Origin of the sequence: Nocardia jiangsuensis (assembly GCF_042650385.1) — a bacterium.
Lineage (GTDB): Bacteria > Actinomycetota > Actinomycetes > Mycobacteriales > Mycobacteriaceae > Nocardia > Nocardia jiangsuensis.
Genome location: NZ_JBHSAX010000003.1, coordinates 80,323 through 94,097 on the forward strand (window position 1 = coordinate 80,323; position 13,775 = coordinate 94,097).

Sequence of the window (13,775 nt, forward strand, 5' to 3'; positions counted from 1 at the left end):
CCTCCCGGCTCACAGCCCGAGGCCGCGGCCGACGATCTCTTTCATGATTTCGGTGGTCCCGCCGTAGATCCGGGTGACCCTGGCGTCGGCGAAGGCCCGCGCGACCGGCTCCTCGGCCATGTAGCCGTAGCCGCCGTGCAACTGCACGCAGCGGTCGGCCGCGCGGCCCTGCAGTTCGGTGCACCACCACTTGGCCTTGGCCGCGTCGACGGCGGTGAGCTCGCCCGCGTTGTGCTCGCGCACGCAGGTGTCGACGAAGCACTGGGCCAGGTCGAGTTCGGTGGCGAGCTCGGCGAGCGCGAACCTGGTCGCCTGGAACCTGCCGATCGGGGTGCCGAAGGCGGTGCGTTCGCGCACGTAGCGCAGGGTCAGCTCCAGCACCGCGCGGGTGCAGGCGGTCGCGTGCACCGCGATGGCGAGCCGCTCCTGCGGCAGGTTCTGCTGCAGCAGCTCGAACCCGGCCCCCTCGGCGCCGAGCCGGTTCGTCTCGGGCACGAAGACGTCGTCGAAGACGAGTTCGGCGGTGTCCTGGGCGTGCTGGCCGAGCTTGTCCAGATTGCGGCCGCGCTCGAAGCCGGGCATGTCGCGCTCGATCACCAGCAGCGAGAGCCCGTCGTGCCTGCCGCCGCCGGTGCGGACGACGGTGACCACCAGGTCGGCATTGATCCCGTTGGAGATGAACGTCTTTCGCCCGTTCACCCGGTAGCCGGGCACCCCGTCGACGGTCTGGCGCACCGCGGTGGTGGCGATCCCGGAGAGGTCCGACCCGGTGCCCGGCTCGGTCATCGCCACCGCGGCGATCAGCTGCCCGGTGGCGGCGCCGGGCAGCCAGCGGAGTTTCTGCTCGTCGTCGGTGAGCGTCTCCAGGTAGGGGAGCACCAGGTCGTTGTGCGCGCCGAGCCCGGTGCCCGCACCACCCAGGTGCGCGGCCGCGATCTCCTCGGCGATCACCACGTTGAAGCGGAAGTCGCCGGCCCCGCCGCCGCCGTACTTCTCCGGGCTCTGCATGCCGGTGAATCCGAGTTCGCCCGCACGGGCGAACATCTCGCGCGGCACGATGCCCGCGGCCGCCCACCCGGTGAGGTGCGGCACGAACTCGGCCGCCAGGAAGGCGCGGAAGGAGGCGCGGAAGGCCTCGTGGTCCGCGTCGAAGAGGTCACGTCGCATGGTCGTCCCGGCATCGGAGGGGAGTGCGCACCGCGCACGATTGAGTTAACGCTAACTTTGGCAATATCGGATGTCAACGATGCGATTGAGCGCGCTAGTCAGCGAAAAACTCCGAGAAAGCCCTTCAAATGTTAATCGTGACTATGTTACCGTCGTCACACGGCAGAGCGCGGGGGTGCCGTTACCGACAGAGATCCGAGAGGAAGTCCGATGGCGCGTACCGACCCGCTGGCCCGGGTGGAGAAGATGTATGTCGACGGGTTCCCCGACGCGACCGATGCCTCGATCGAGGACCTGCGGGCGAGCTACGACGCTCTGCTCCTGCAGTTCCCGGTGCCGGAGAGTGCGACGGTCACCGAGGGCGAGGTCGCCGGGGTGCCGACCGTGACCGTGACCGCGGCGGGCGCGGCGACCGACCGGGTGCTGGTCTGGTTCCACGGCGGCGGCTATGTGCTCGGCAGCGCACGGGCGTTCGCCGAGATGGCGCACGGGCTCTCCCGGGCCGCCGGGGTCACCGTGATCCTGCCGGACTACCGCCGGGCCCCGGAGCACAAGCACCCCGCAGCCGTCGACGACGCGGTGCTGGTGGCGACCGCCGTCCTCGAGCAGTACGGCGCGGTGGCGTTCGGCGGCGACTCCGCCGGTGGCGGTCTCGCCGTGGCCACCCTGGTCTCCCTGCGCGACCGCGGCGCCCCGCTGCCCGCCGCCGCGGTGCTCATCTCCCCGCTGCTCGACTTCTCCCGCAGCGGCGCGAGCATCCAGTCCAACGCGGCCACCGATATCGCGGTCTCCAACGCCTCGATCACCGATCTCGGCGCCGCCTACCTACAGGGCCAGGACGAGCGCACCCCGCTGGCCTCCCCGCTCTTCGCCGAGCTCCACGACCTGCCGCCGGTCCTGGCGCTGGTCGGCTCGGCCGAAGTCCTGCTCGACGACTCGCGCCGGCTCACCGAGAAGGTGAACGCCGCGGGCGGCACCGCCGAGCTCTCCGTCTACGACGACATGTGCCACGTCTGGACGCTGTTCGCCTCGATCCTCCCCGAGGGCGCGCAGGCGCTCGACGAGGCGGGCGCCTTCGTCAAGAAGCACATCCAGGCCTGAAATCCCGTTTCTGTAAGGAGTCACCCCCCATGAAGGTCACCTACCAGATGTTCTTCACCGGCAAGTCGCCCGAGCTGAGCGATGCCGAGTTCTACCGCCGCGAGATGGCGCTCGCGGAGCTGGCCGAGCCGCTCGGGTTCGAGGGGATCTGGTGCGTCGAGCACCACTTCGACGGCCCGTACTCCATGTGCCCCGACAACTTCGCGGTGCTCTCCTACCTGGCCGCCAAGACCGAGCGGATCACGCTCACCACCGGCGGCGCCATCCTGCCGTGGAACGACCCGCTGCGGGTCGCGGAGAAGGTCGCGCTGCTGGACAACCTCTCCGGCGGCCGGGTGCAGCTCGGCGTCGGGCGCGGGCTGTCGAAGATCGAGTACGACACCTTCGGCATCGACATGGGCGAGGCCCGCGGCCGCATGGAGGAGAGCCTGGACATGATCCTGGCCGCTCTGAAGACCGGCACCATGGAGCACAGCGGCGAGTTCTACACCCAGAAGGCGGCGCCGATCCGGCCGGGGCCGGTCAAGGCCATCGCCAACCGCGACGTGGTGAGCATCGCCATGTCGCCGGAGTCGCGGGCCACCGCCGCCCAGCGCGGCACCGCCATCGCCTCCTTCGCCCAGTTCCCGATCGAGGTGCACGCCGCCGACTTCGCCGCCTACCGCGAGGAGTACCGCAAGCACCACGACGGCGAGCCGCCGCGCGTGGTGCTGTCGGACTCGGTGTACTGCTCGGAGGACCCGGTCGAGTGCGAGGCCACCTCCAAGCAGGCCATCTACACCCACTTCGCGCTGACCACCGCGCACTACGGGCTGGACAAGGCGGGCCACTTCGACAACATCAGCGGGTACCAGAACTACGCCGCCATGGCCGACGGCATCGTCGCCGCTGGCAAGGAGGCGGCGGCCGAGGGGTACTGGGCAGCGCAGCTCAGCGGCACCCCCGCGCAGCTGGTGCAGCGGATTGCCGAGCGGTACGAGGCGTTCGGCGACTACGACCAGAACTGCGGCTTCTCCTGCGGCGGGCTGGATCACGGCAAGGCCGAGGCCAGCATGCGGCTCTTCGCCGAGAAGGTGATTCCGGAGTTGAGCAAGCTCGGCATTCCGGTGCGCGTGCCGGCCGCGGTCTGATGTCGGCCGACCTGGCCGGTGCGTTCAAGGACGCGATGGCTGCGGTGTGCACGCCCGTGGCGGTGGTGACGGCGATGGACGGTGACCGCCCGCACGGGACCACGGTCAGCGCCTTCGCCTCGCTCTCGGCGAGCCCGCCGTCGCTGCTGGTCAGTCTGGACCGCGGGTCGGATCTGCTGGCGGTGATCACGGTGAGCGGCGAGTTCGGGGTGAACATCCTCGGGCACGGGCAGTCGGAGCTGGCCGGGAGGTTCGCCCGCAAGGGGGCGGACAAGTTCGCCGGGATTTCGTGGTCGGGGGCGGATCGGGTGCCGCGCCTGGACGGGGCGCCCGGGTGGTTCGCCTGCCGGGTGGCGCAGACGGTGGTTGCCGCGGATCACGTGCTGGTGGTGGGGGAGGTGTATGCGGTCGACACCGCGTCCGCCGCGCCGCTGACCTACCACGAGCGGGTGTTCGGAACGCATCACGTACCTGCGTGATCTCTCCGGAGATGGCCGGTCGCGTCGGCGGCCGGCCATCTCCGCGTCAGCTCGTAAGCCCGTGCTCGATGTCGGGGCGAACGATCATCCGACGGTCGTCGAGACCGCCGAAGCCCGCCCCACCGGACTCGATCGGTGCGAACGTGGCGACTTTAATTTGTGATGCTGAGCGGAACCCGCTCCACCACTTGCCACGAGTACAAGCGCCCGCGCTGCTCCAGTGCCACCATCATGACCTCCGACACCGCGACATCGATCCCCTCGATCGTCGCGTTCATCGCCTCCGCGGTTGCCGCTGCTCGCGCCTGTAGCTCCTCGAAGATCGGGTAGGCGATGGTGACGTGAGGTGGGGACGACGAGTCTTTCACCCGTGCATCAGGAAAGACGGAGAGTGTCGCCGCCCGTAGCGTGTCGCGAAGGGAATGGACAGATTCGGCGGGCGAGACGGCGAATCCAACCGCACCGCGAAGATTGGACAGCTGGTCGAACGTGAGCGTGACCGGTGCCCGCTCACCACAGACCAGCCGGGCTGCTTCCGCGATGGATGCGCGCTGCTCCGGGGTGCTGGCGCCGTCGTTGGCGATTCGATCGAGCGTGAGATGAAGTCCGTCGACCGGTGTCGCATCGAAGAAGGCCGGATCGATCGCCTGCTGGCAGGTCTTCGTCAGCGCATGAAGTTCCGGCGCGTCCTCGAAGGTCAGGAACCAGTAGTGGCCAAGCGGGCCGGTGTGCCCTTCACGCAGGTGCAGGCGCGCATCGTCGGTCGTACTCGTCATCGCTCCTCGTGGCCGCTTGCCAACACGTCTTCCACCGACCGCAGTTCCGGAGTCGTTCCCCACCGCGCAGCGGCGTCCTGCACGAACTCGGCGCCCCGCCGCTGAACTTGCAGCATGAGCTTACCGCGCGTCGGCGTCAGCGCTTCGTGCATGACAGCTACCGCGGCGTCCAGATCAGCATCCGCACTGAGGACATGCGACCGTGCCACGTCGATCATCACCAGCGCACGGCCCCACGGAGAATTCTCGTCGCTCATCTCCGACAGAGCCAGTACAGCGTAGTGCTCGACCCGGGCCGGCTTCGCCAGCGACAGGTAGGCCGTGGCGGCGTTACCCGCGATCTGTGCCGGGCTGTAGCTCTCCAGCGAGATACTGGACGGCACTCCCAGCGGCGTGTCAGTCCCCGGCAACAGTTCGTATGCCTTATCGACCGCACGGTGCACGCCGTCGACATCGCCGAGCTTGCCGCTCGCACGGGCAACGCCATTGATCGCCAGCCGAACGCCCTGGGGTTCGGCCGAAGTTCGTGCAAGGCCGTCCTCTGCGTAGTGCAGTGCCGTCTCGAATCGACCCGCATAGTATTCGCAGAAGCTTTGCATCCCGCGTGCCCACGCCGCCAGATTCTCGTCCTGCGCGTAGTCACCGAGCTGGTAGGACTCCTGGCAGTAGGCCCGTGCGAGCGAGAAATGAGCACAGCCAACTCCGATGTAGCCGAGCAAGCCGGAGGTCATGCCGGCGATCTCGTACAGTCGGCTCCGTGTTGCTGGATGCCCACAGTCATCGATCAGTTCAGCGAGCCAGGCACGCTGCTTCCTGAGCGGCGCGACCAGTGTGGCCGGATCGAGCATCTCGTAGTGGGCGATAGTCCGGTATGTACTGCCGTGCAGTTGGTCGACTACGTCGAGATCGATGGTGCGGCTCAGCTTTTGAATACGGCTGAGCACGGCGAGCAATTCATCGGAGACACCAGGGTCGACAGGTGCTGGCGCGTCGAGATCGCCGACGGTGACGTCCAGCGGTGAAGCCGCGGCAGGCGCGAGCCGCACCGAGCGATTGTTTTCCAGCGCACGGTGTCGATCCCGCCACACCGCTTCGCCTTCGGCCACGATTTGCTCGAACCTGGCCCGGTCGTTTTCGGATGCCCGCGACTGGTAGGTCGTATCCAGAATCGCCTGAGTGTTGGAACGCGGGACAACCGTGCTCAGGCCGCTGCGCCAGTTGGCGATCGTGGTGGTATCCACGCCGAGCAGGGCCGCAAAGTCACGGACCGACTTCCTCATGGCCTCCTGCAATGCGGCTGCTTCAAAGCCGGTCCATTCCCGCCCTCGTACCATCGCCCTCTGCCTACTTTTATCGTCCTGACCTGGACAAATCCCCACCCGAGGCCAACAGTACCCCAACAAACACCCAGTCCGGGCCAAACCCCCTGTGAGCCAGAGTCGAAAGCGGTACCCGGCACCGGGCTGACGCCTGGACCCCCGTCCGGCGCACCAGCTCGCCAGAGTGGCAGGCCGGTGGCGAAACGCCCCCGGTGCCGGGTACCACCGCTCATTTCGGTTGTTCCGCCACGGAGGATTCCGGTGACCACGAATTCGCTTGCCATGTACCACCTCATCGCTATGACGCGTCAGGAAGCCCACGCCACACCGATCTCGCCGCTCCGCGTCGAACAGGCGCACCGGATCATGCAATTCCATATGGCCTGCCGGGCCAGACGTTGTGCGCGAAAGGCTGCTGCGTTGAATGCGCTGATCGCGGCTGGGCGTCTGATCCCCGATGCGACGAAGCCGCAGTAAGGGGGGAGATCCGTCATGTTCACATGGGCAACGATTTGTCTGGCCGGCGCGGCTGGGGTTGGGACGATCGGAGTGCTGTCGGTGGCGATGCTGCTGGCGGTTCGTTCGCCCGAGGCCGGCAGTTCGAGGACAACCGGGCCGGCGCCTGGCAGCGATCCTGCATCCACGACCTCTGGGCCTGCGTCAGTATCCGCATCGGAAGACGGCGCGCGACCGAGAATTCGGCCGCATTCCTGGACGCACGATGCGCCGGAGAGTCCGTTCGGTGTCGATGACGCCCACCGCGAAATGCAGGTACATCGGAACTGCCGGCTTGAAGACTGTGCCCGGAAGGCAGCGGCCTTCCAAATGTTGATCGAGGCCGGCCGGGTGACACCGGATACGTCGCGACAGAGGTACTGAACTCACGCGAGATACGGGATGCACCGGCGGATCGCCGGATCAGTGCTGGGTGCGTTTGCAGGCAGCGGTAGCCGTAAGTTCCGCGAGAGAAGACGTGGACTTCACGGATCAGTCCGGTGAGCCACTGGCGCCGTAACTGCCGCGACGAGGTCGGGGTGCATTTGGCCTTGTAGTAGTTCTGCCGGGTGACGCCGAGGACGCGACAGCAGCGGTCGATCACCTGGTAGAGCCGCCTTAGGGGCCGGAGATGTCCTCCCCGACGCATCACGTGCCCGCGTGATCGACGGGGATGGCCGGTCGCTCGGGCGGCCGGTCATCCGCGCGGGGGTGTCCCGGTGTCCTTCGTGCTCGCGCGGGACAGGAATTCGTCGACCTCGCGCGGGTTGCGCAGTCGGTGGACGTCGGCTGCCCCGGCGTGCTCGGCGATGGCGGCAAGGACGATCGGCAGGCTTCGCCTGCGGTAGCCGAGCAGCCAGCGCCAGAACGCGAGGTTCTCGCGGGAGCGGCGAGCGGCGCGCCAGGCGCAGCGCCGGAGCGGGAAGTCCAGGACGATGACGGTGTCGGCGGCGGCCAGCCGCACCGGGAGGACGTCGTAGGGGCCGAGATCGCCGTCGAGTATCCAGCGGTCGGCGGCGATGAGCTGTCGCTGGACGGCCGCCCATCGGTCTTGGTGGATCGGCGTGAGATCGGCGGGCCAGAAGTGCTTGTCGAGTTCGACGACCGGCAGACCGGTGGCAGTGCCGAGCCGTGCGGCGAGGGTGGATTTCCCCGCCTCGCCGCGCCCGAGTATCACGACCTTGTTCATGCCGCCGGGCTGTTGCACGTCCAGCAGTGTGCCACGCCGACGACGCCGTGCAGGTACCCGAAGGCATCCGTGCCGACCGTCAGGCGAAGACTTCGATCACAGTGATCATGCTCAGTGCGACGAAGCCGAGCGCCACCAGCCCGAGGGAGAGGCCGATGACAGCGGGTACCTGTCCGCGTCCGGTGCTCCGCGCGCGAATACTTCCGGAGTAGCCCGCCGCGATCGCGATGCCGATCAGCGGCAGCGGTGCGAAGTAGAAACTCAGCGCATAGCTGAGGGAGGCATCGATCGGCAACGGGGTCACGGCGTTGTTCCCTGCGAGCAAGAACGCCAAGCCACCGCAGACCAGCGCCACCACTGCCCGCCGATTGGAGCGGCGGGCAGGCGGTGGCGGGGGCTGGACGGGGTGTCGCTCGGGTGGAATGGCGTCCGTCATTCATCGATCAGAGCACGGGCCGAAATCGTTGTCCAGAGCCGAATTTCGGAGTCTCCGCAGCTCGATATCGCATTCTGAAGGCCACACTTTCGCAGCGGCGTTGAACTCGCGGACGGCATCGGTCGCGGCGCGGTCAGAGCCGCCCGCCCGCATCCACGATGTGCTGGGTTCCAGTGACGTACCGCCCCGACTCGCCCACGAGGTAGAGCACGGCGTTGGTGATGTCCTCGGACTCCAGTGCCGCCACCGGCAACTTGTTCAATGTCCGCGCCGCCTCCTCGAAGTCGGCCCGGGTCGGCGCCTCCAGATCCGGCCGGAACAGCCGGTAGGTGGCGTCGTTGCGGATCATGTCGGTGGCGACCGTGGTCGGGTGCACGGTATTCACCCGGATGCTCTGCGGCGCCAGCTCCTTGGCGAGCACCCGCATGAGCCCGACCAGCCCGCTCTTGGCGGCGCTGTAGTGCGCCATGTTCTCGTTGGTCGCCTGCGCGGCGAGCGAACTCACCAGCACCACCGACCCGCCGCGCCCGCCGGCGACGATGTGCGGCACCGCGGCGCGGACCGTGCGCCACTGGCCGGTGAGGTTGATGTCGACCATGGTCGTCCACATCTCGTCCGACATCTCCAGCGTGGGCGCCATGCTGGAGATCCCGGCATTGGCGATCACGATGTCGAGCCTGCCGAGCTCGGCCACGCCGGCGTCGGCGGCCTGCCGGAGCGCGGCGAGATCGCGAATATCGGCCTCGAAGGCGAGAATTCGGCGGCCGGTGGCCTCGACGAGGCGGACGGTCTCGGCGAGGTCGTCCGGGGTGGCGGTGGGGTAGACGACGGTGTCGATGGGTCGGCAGATGTCGATGGCGATGATGTCGGCGCCCTGTTCGGCGAGGCGGAGCGCGTGGTTGCGGCCCTGGCCGCGGGCGGCGCCGGTGATCAGGGCGACCTGTCCGGTGAATGAGCTCATGTCGGTTCCTTCGAGAGCGCGCGGTGGACGTCGGGGTAGCGCATGAGGTGCGCTCCGCCGTTGAGGTCGAGGGTTTCGCCGGTGAGCCAGGCGGCGCGGCGCAGGTAGAGCGCGGCGTCGGCGATCTCCTCCGGGGTGCCGGTGCGGCCGAGCGGGGTGTTGGCGAGGTAGTCGGCCTCGAGGCCGGGGAGCTGGAGCGAGGCGGCGGTGAGGGGGGTGTGCACCAGGCCGGGGGCGATGGCGTTCACCCGGATGCCGCGCGGGGCGAGTTCGAGCGCGGCGACCTGGACGAGCATGCCGAGCCCGGCCTTGGCCGAGCAGTAGGCGCCCATGCCGATGCCGGGCTGGCGGGCGTTCAGCGAGGAGAGGACGGCGATGGAGCCGCCGTCGGCGAGGCGGGGCGCGGCGTGCTTGACGGTGAGGAACGCGCCGGTCAGGCAGACGTCGAGCACGCGGCGCCACTTGTGCGCGGGCAGTTCGGTGAGCAGCCCGAGGACGCTGATGCCCGCGGTGTTCACGACGAAGTCGACCGGGCCGGGGACGGCGGCGAAGAGTGCGCCGACCGAGTCCTCGTCGGTGACGTCCACGGCGGCGGCCTGCACGCCGAGTTCGTCGGCGAGCGCCTGCGCGTCGGCGATATTGCGGTCGGCGACCGTCACCGGCGCGCCATCCGCGACGAGCGCGCGCACGATGGCCGCCCCGATCCCGGACGCGCCGCCGATCACGACGGCGCGTCCGGGAGTGTCGCTCGCGGTCACGCGCCCGCTCCGGTGCCTGCGGTCTCCGACCCGGCGATCAGCGCGTGGCCGCGCAGGGTGACGGTGCCGTCGGTGAGTGTCGCGGTGAGCGCGAGGCGCGTGAGTTCCGTTCCGTTCGCGTCGGTTTCGGTGCCGGTCCGCACCGCGGTGATCACCGGCTCGGCGAGCACCGGGGTGATCGCGGTGAAGCGGGTGGCGAGCTCCACCAGCCTGCTCTGCGGGAACGCGTCGGTGAGCGCGCGGCCCAGGTAGGCCATGGAGAGCATGCCGTGCGCGAAGACGTCGTCCACGCCGGATTCGCGGGCGGCGTCGATATCGATGTGGATCGGGTTGTGGTCGCCGGAGGCGCCGGCGAAGAGCGCCAGCGTGGTCCGGGTGATCGGCCCGGCCTTCAGCGAAGGTACGTCGGTCATGCGGGGTTCCCTCCGTTCCGGATGACGGTGACGCTCTCGAGCTCGGCGACCGGGTCGCCGTCCCTGGTCACCTCGGTGCGCCGGACCAGGAAGTCCAGCGCGCCGCCCGCCTTCGAATAGGCGGCGATGTAGCGGCTGGTGAAGCGCAGCACGTCGCCCGCGTGCACGGCGGCGCGGTAGCGGAAGGTCTGCTCGCCGTGCAGCACCCGGCCCAGCTCGACGCCGTGCCTGGCGAGATCGCCGAAGACGTCGGAGTTCTCCAGCTCCAGGCCGAACAGGAAGGTGGGCGGGGCCAGTACATCCGGGTGCCCGGCCGCGCGGGCAGCGTCGCGATCCCGGTAGACGGGGTCGGTCTCGCCGATGGCGACGGCGAACTGACGCAGCCTGCCGCGCTCCACGGTCAGCTCCAGCGGCTCCGGAACCACATCGAGAATCCCCTGATCGAGGCTTATGCCGTGTCGACCTGGTACGAGCGAGGGCCCTCCGTGGCTACGCTCCGCTCCCGCCTCCGGGCCTGACTCGCTCATGTCGTCACCTTCTCGTAGAGCGAGACGACGCAGGCCCCGCCGAGGCCGAGGTTGTGCTGCAACGCGATTCGCGCGCCGTCGACCTAACGGTCACCGGCGCTGCCGCGCAGCTGCCAGACCAGCTCGGCGCACTGCGCCAGCCCGGTCGCGCCGAGCGGGTGCCCCTTGGAGAGCAGCCCGCCGGAGGGGTTGGTCACCACCCGGCCGCCGTAGGTGTTGTCGCCGTCGAGCACGAACTTCTCCGCCGTGCCCTCCGGGGTGAGCCCGAGCGCCTCGTAGGTGATGAGCTCGTTGGTGCTGAAGCAGTCGTGCAGCTCCACCACCGGGATGTCGAGCGGGTCGACCCCGGCCTCGGCGTAGACCTCGGCGGCGGCGCGCTTGGTCATGTCGTAGCCGACCACGGTCATCATGTCGGTGCTGTCGAAGGTGCCCGCACCGTCGGTGACCAGCGACTGCGCCCGCAGCCGGATGCTCGCGTCCAGCCCGCGCGCCTTCGCGAAGCGCTCGCTGCACACGGTCGCCGCGGCCGCGCCGTTGGTGGGCGGGCAGCACATGAGCCGGGTGAGCGGGCCCCAGATCCGCGGGGCGGACATGACCTGCTCCAGGTCGATCGGGTCGCGGAACACCGCGAGCGGATTGCGCCCGGCGTGCGCGCGCGCCTTCACCGACACCCGCCCGAACACCTCGGGGCCGACGTCGTAGCGCTCCATGTAGGTGACGCCCGCGCCGCCGAAGAGCTTCGCGGCCATGGGCGCGGGCACCTCCCCGCCCGGCCGGGCCTGCGCGATCTCCTCGCCGCGCGCGGTCGGGCTCGGCCGGTCGTCGAAGGCGTTGACCAGCGCACCCGGCCGCATCTGCTCGAAGCCGAGCGCCAGCACGCAGTCCGCGGCGCCGGCGGCGACCGCCTGCCTGGCCAGCCACAGCGCCGAGGAGCCGGTGGAGCAGTTGTTGTTCACGTTCACGATCGGAATGCCGGTCAGCCCGACGTCGTAGAGCGCGTTCTGCCCGGACGTCGAATCGCCGTACACGTAACCGGCGTACGCCTGCTGGATGTCGGTGTAGCTCAGCCCGGCATCGGCCAGCGCGGCCGCGACGGCGCCCGCCGCCATCCGCTCGTAGGTCTCGCTCTTGCCCGGTTTGGCGAACGGCACCATGCCGACGCCGCTGATGCACACGGTGCTCATGCGCTCTCCCATCATTGGATCGAATTCGAAATTAACATTACGTCGAGCCAACTGCAATGACATGCACATTGACGACCTCGAGCACTGTAGTTAGTATTCACATTCGTGACTCGGGTCACGAACCGGTCGGAGAGGAGACATCAGGTGAACGCACAGAGGCTGCACGGCAGGGTCGCGCTGGTTTCGGGGTCGGGCCGCGGCATCGGCCGCGCGGTCGCCGAGAAGCTCGCGTCCGAGGGCGCCAAGGTGGTCGTCAACGACCTGGATCCGGAGCCGGCCAAGGAGGCGGTGGCCGCGATCGAGGCGGCGGGCGGTCAGGCGGTGGCCTGCGTCGGCAGCGTCACCGACCCGGAGTTCGCCGACCGCTTCGTCGCCACCGCGGTGGACCAGTTCGGCGGCCTCGACATCATCGTCAACAACGCCGGCTACACCTGGGACAACGTCGTCCAGAAGATGACCGACCAGCAGTGGGACGACATCATCGACGTGCACCTGACCGCGCCCTTCCGGATCCTGCGCGCGGCGCAGCCGGTGATCAGCGCGACGGTCAAGCGCGAGCGCGCCGATGGGCTCGCGGTGCCCTGCCGCAAGGTCGTGAACATCTCCTCGACCTCGGGGCTGCAGGGCAACGCCGGGCAGGCGAACTACTCGTCGGCCAAGGCCGGGCTGGTCGGGCTGACCAAGGCGATCGCCAAGGAGTGGGGCCGCTACAACGTCACCGTGAACGCCGTGGCCTACGGCGTGATCAACACCAGGCTCACCTCGGTGACCACCGAGGAGAAGACCATCAAGGTCGCCGACCGGGATATCAGGGTCGGGGTGAACCCGGCGGTCATGGAGGCCGCGACCAAGCAGATCGCGCTCGGCCGGGCCGGCTCCGCGGAGGAGGCCGCGGGCGCGGTGTACCTGCTGTGCAGCCCGGAGTCGAGCTACATCACCGGCGAGATCCTGGTCTGCGGGGGCGGGCTGTGACGCTCGCGGCCGACCGCGAGTACGAGGAGGTCCGGCTGGAGGTCGCGGACGGGGTCGCGGTGCTGACCCTGGACGCCCCGGCCCGGCGCAATGCCATGCGGGTCCAGATGCTGGTCGACGTGTGGCACGCCCTCGACCGCGCCGACCGCGACCCGGCGGTGCGCGCGGTGATCCTCACCGGCGCGGGCCCGGCCTTCTCGGTCGGCGCCGAGCTGGACGGCCCGGACACCCTGGTCCGCGCGCTGAACGCCGACGTCGACGGCCACACCCCGACCGGCTACCGCGAGCCGGCGGGCCGGATCACCGAGCGCATGTTCAGCATGCAGAAGCCGGTGATCGCCGCGGTGAACGGCGACGCGGTGGGCGGCGGCGCCTCGCTGATCGCCGCCGCCGACGTCCGGATCGCCAGCGACACCGCGCGCTTCGGGTTCGTCTTCACCCGGCGCGGGGTGGTGCCGGAGGGCGGGTCGTCCTGGTTCCTGCCCCGGCTGGTCGGCATCGGCCGGGCCACCGACTGGATCCTCTCCGGGCGGGTCTTCGACGCCGCCGAGGGGTACGCGGCCGGCTACCTGACCCGCATCGTGCCCGCCGCCGACGTGCTCACCGCCGCGCAAGAGTACGCGGCGCAGTTCGCCCGCGACACCTCGCCCACCTCGGTGGCGCTGGCCAAGCGGCTGCTCGCCGCGAGCTGGGCCACGCCGCTGCCCGGGCTCGCCGCCGCCGAGGAATCGCGCACCTACGCGTCCCGGGTCGGGTCGCCGGACGCCCGCGAGGGCATCAACTCCTTCCTGGAGCGCCGCCGCGCCGTGTTCCCGCCGCTCGACCCGAGCCCCGCCCAGCGGTTCTAGACCCGCACCCGAGACGAAGA

The 13,775-nt window shown here is 69.5% G+C and carries 15 protein-coding genes and 1 pseudogene; 6 read left to right on the forward strand and 10 right to left on the reverse strand.

The window, feature by feature from the left end; translation table 11 throughout:
* Nucleotides 1-9 precede the first annotated feature (9 nt).
* Nucleotides 10-1,167 carry an acyl-CoA dehydrogenase family protein gene (locus ACFO0B_RS02185; protein WP_378610566.1) on the reverse strand — a complete coding sequence of 386 codons (1,158 nt, stop codon included), beginning with the start codon at nt 1,165-1,167 and terminating at the stop codon, nt 10-12.
* A gap of 210 nt (nt 1,168-1,377) precedes the next feature.
* Between ACFO0B_RS02185 and ACFO0B_RS02190 the strand changes: the two genes are divergently transcribed.
* From ACFO0B_RS02190 to ACFO0B_RS02200, 3 genes are read left to right on the forward strand one after another with little or no spacing between them, the layout of a single operon-like run.
* The gene (locus ACFO0B_RS02190) at nt 1,378-2,268 is read left to right on the forward strand and encodes an alpha/beta hydrolase (protein WP_378610567.1); all 891 of its coding nucleotides are present in this window, start codon (nt 1,378-1,380) and stop codon (nt 2,266-2,268) included.
* A gap of 29 nt (nt 2,269-2,297) precedes the next feature.
* Nucleotides 2,298-3,398, forward strand: coding sequence for an LLM class flavin-dependent oxidoreductase (locus ACFO0B_RS02195; protein WP_378610568.1), 1,101 nt, complete (start codon nt 2,298-2,300; stop codon nt 3,396-3,398).
* Nucleotides 3,398-3,877, forward strand: coding sequence for a flavin reductase family protein (locus tag ACFO0B_RS02200; RefSeq protein ID WP_378610569.1), 480 nt, complete (start codon nt 3,398-3,400; stop codon nt 3,875-3,877). The genes ACFO0B_RS02195 and ACFO0B_RS02200 overlap by 1 nt, the downstream gene beginning before the upstream one ends.
* Before the next feature lie 152 nt (nt 3,878-4,029).
* Here the strand turns inward: ACFO0B_RS02200 and ACFO0B_RS02205 are convergent, their stop codons facing one another.
* Together ACFO0B_RS02205 and ACFO0B_RS02210 are read right to left on the reverse strand one after the other, a co-directional pair.
* Complete coding sequence (locus ACFO0B_RS02205) at nt 4,030-4,653, reverse strand: 2'-5' RNA ligase family protein (protein WP_378610570.1); 624 nt, start codon at nt 4,651-4,653, stop codon at nt 4,030-4,032.
* The gene (locus ACFO0B_RS02210) at nt 4,650-5,933 is read right to left on the reverse strand and encodes a hypothetical protein (protein ID WP_378610571.1); all 1,284 of its coding nucleotides are present in this window, start codon (nt 5,931-5,933) and stop codon (nt 4,650-4,652) included. Before ACFO0B_RS02210 ends, ACFO0B_RS02205 begins: the two co-directional genes overlap by 4 nt.
* 300 nt (nt 5,934-6,233) lie before the next feature.
* Here ACFO0B_RS02210 and ACFO0B_RS02215 point away from each other — a divergent pair, with 300 nt between their 5' ends.
* Complete coding sequence (locus ACFO0B_RS02215; RefSeq protein WP_378610572.1) at nt 6,234-6,449, forward strand: hypothetical protein; 216 nt, start codon at nt 6,234-6,236, stop codon at nt 6,447-6,449.
* A gap of 715 nt (nt 6,450-7,164) precedes the next feature.
* Here ACFO0B_RS02215 and ACFO0B_RS02220 read toward each other — a convergent pair.
* The 7 genes and pseudogenes from ACFO0B_RS02220 to ACFO0B_RS02250 form a co-directional block, all read right to left on the reverse strand.
* Nucleotides 7,165-7,674, reverse strand: a complete 510-nt coding sequence (locus tag ACFO0B_RS02220) for an adenylate kinase (RefSeq protein ID WP_378610573.1) — start codon at nt 7,672-7,674, stop codon at nt 7,165-7,167.
* A gap of 61 nt (nt 7,675-7,735) precedes the next feature.
* Nucleotides 7,736-8,092, reverse strand: a complete 357-nt coding sequence (locus ACFO0B_RS02225) for a hypothetical protein (RefSeq protein WP_378610574.1) — start codon at nt 8,090-8,092, stop codon at nt 7,736-7,738.
* 133 nt (nt 8,093-8,225) lie between these two features.
* Complete coding sequence (locus ACFO0B_RS02230; RefSeq protein WP_378610575.1) at nt 8,226-9,053, reverse strand: mycofactocin-coupled SDR family oxidoreductase; 828 nt, start codon at nt 9,051-9,053, stop codon at nt 8,226-8,228.
* A complete protein-coding gene (locus ACFO0B_RS02235; RefSeq protein ID WP_378610576.1) occupies nt 9,050-9,811 on the reverse strand; it encodes an SDR family NAD(P)-dependent oxidoreductase in 762 nt (253 codons plus the stop codon). Before ACFO0B_RS02235 ends, ACFO0B_RS02230 begins: the two co-directional genes overlap by 4 nt.
* Nucleotides 9,808-10,224: a MaoC/PaaZ C-terminal domain-containing protein gene (locus ACFO0B_RS02240; RefSeq protein ID WP_378610577.1), complete on the reverse strand. Its 417-nt coding sequence runs from the start codon at nt 10,222-10,224 to the stop codon at nt 9,808-9,810. The genes ACFO0B_RS02235 and ACFO0B_RS02240 overlap by 4 nt, the downstream gene beginning before the upstream one ends.
* On the reverse strand, nt 10,221-10,676 hold the full coding sequence (locus tag ACFO0B_RS02245; protein ID WP_378610859.1) for a MaoC family dehydratase N-terminal domain-containing protein: 456 nt from the start codon (nt 10,674-10,676) through the stop codon (nt 10,221-10,223). The genes ACFO0B_RS02240 and ACFO0B_RS02245 overlap by 4 nt, the downstream gene beginning before the upstream one ends.
* Before the next feature lie 71 nt (nt 10,677-10,747).
* Nucleotides 10,748-11,935, reverse strand: a pseudogene (locus ACFO0B_RS02250) (lipid-transfer protein).
* 144 nt (nt 11,936-12,079) lie between these two features.
* Here ACFO0B_RS02250 and ACFO0B_RS02255 point away from each other — a divergent pair.
* Together ACFO0B_RS02255 and ACFO0B_RS02260 are read left to right on the forward strand one after the other, a co-directional pair.
* Nucleotides 12,080-12,907, forward strand: a complete 828-nt coding sequence (locus ACFO0B_RS02255) for an SDR family NAD(P)-dependent oxidoreductase (RefSeq protein WP_378610578.1) — start codon at nt 12,080-12,082, stop codon at nt 12,905-12,907.
* The gene (locus ACFO0B_RS02260) at nt 12,904-13,755 is read left to right on the forward strand and encodes an enoyl-CoA hydratase-related protein (RefSeq protein WP_378610579.1); all 852 of its coding nucleotides are present in this window, start codon (nt 12,904-12,906) and stop codon (nt 13,753-13,755) included. The genes ACFO0B_RS02255 and ACFO0B_RS02260 overlap by 4 nt, the downstream gene beginning before the upstream one ends.
* Nucleotides 13,756-13,775: the final 20 nt, after the last annotated feature.

Coding starts and splice junctions, on each gene's coding strand:
- ACFO0B_RS02200 (WP_378610569.1), top strand. CDS start 3,398: ATGTCGGCCGACCTGGCCGGTGCGTTCAAGGACGCGATGGCTGCGGTG.
- ACFO0B_RS02225 (WP_378610574.1), bottom strand. CDS start 8,092: ATGACGGACGCCATTCCACCCGAGCGACACCCCGTCCAGCCCCCGCCA.
- ACFO0B_RS02210 (WP_378610571.1), bottom strand. CDS start 5,933: ATGAGGAAGTCGGTCCGTGACTTTGCGGCCCTGCTCGGCGTGGATACC.
- ACFO0B_RS02230 (WP_378610575.1), bottom strand. CDS start 9,053: ATGAGCTCATTCACCGGACAGGTCGCCCTGATCACCGGCGCCGCCCGC.
- ACFO0B_RS02190 (WP_378610567.1), top strand. CDS start 1,378: ATGGCGCGTACCGACCCGCTGGCCCGGGTGGAGAAGATGTATGTCGAC.
- ACFO0B_RS02205 (WP_378610570.1), bottom strand. CDS start 4,653: ATGACGAGTACGACCGACGATGCGCGCCTGCACCTGCGTGAAGGGCAC.
- ACFO0B_RS02240 (WP_378610577.1), bottom strand. CDS start 10,224: ATGACCGACGTACCTTCGCTGAAGGCCGGGCCGATCACCCGGACCACG.
- ACFO0B_RS02185 (WP_378610566.1), bottom strand. CDS start 1,167: ATGCGACGTGACCTCTTCGACGCGGACCACGAGGCCTTCCGCGCCTCC.
- ACFO0B_RS02195 (WP_378610568.1), top strand. CDS start 2,298: ATGAAGGTCACCTACCAGATGTTCTTCACCGGCAAGTCGCCCGAGCTG.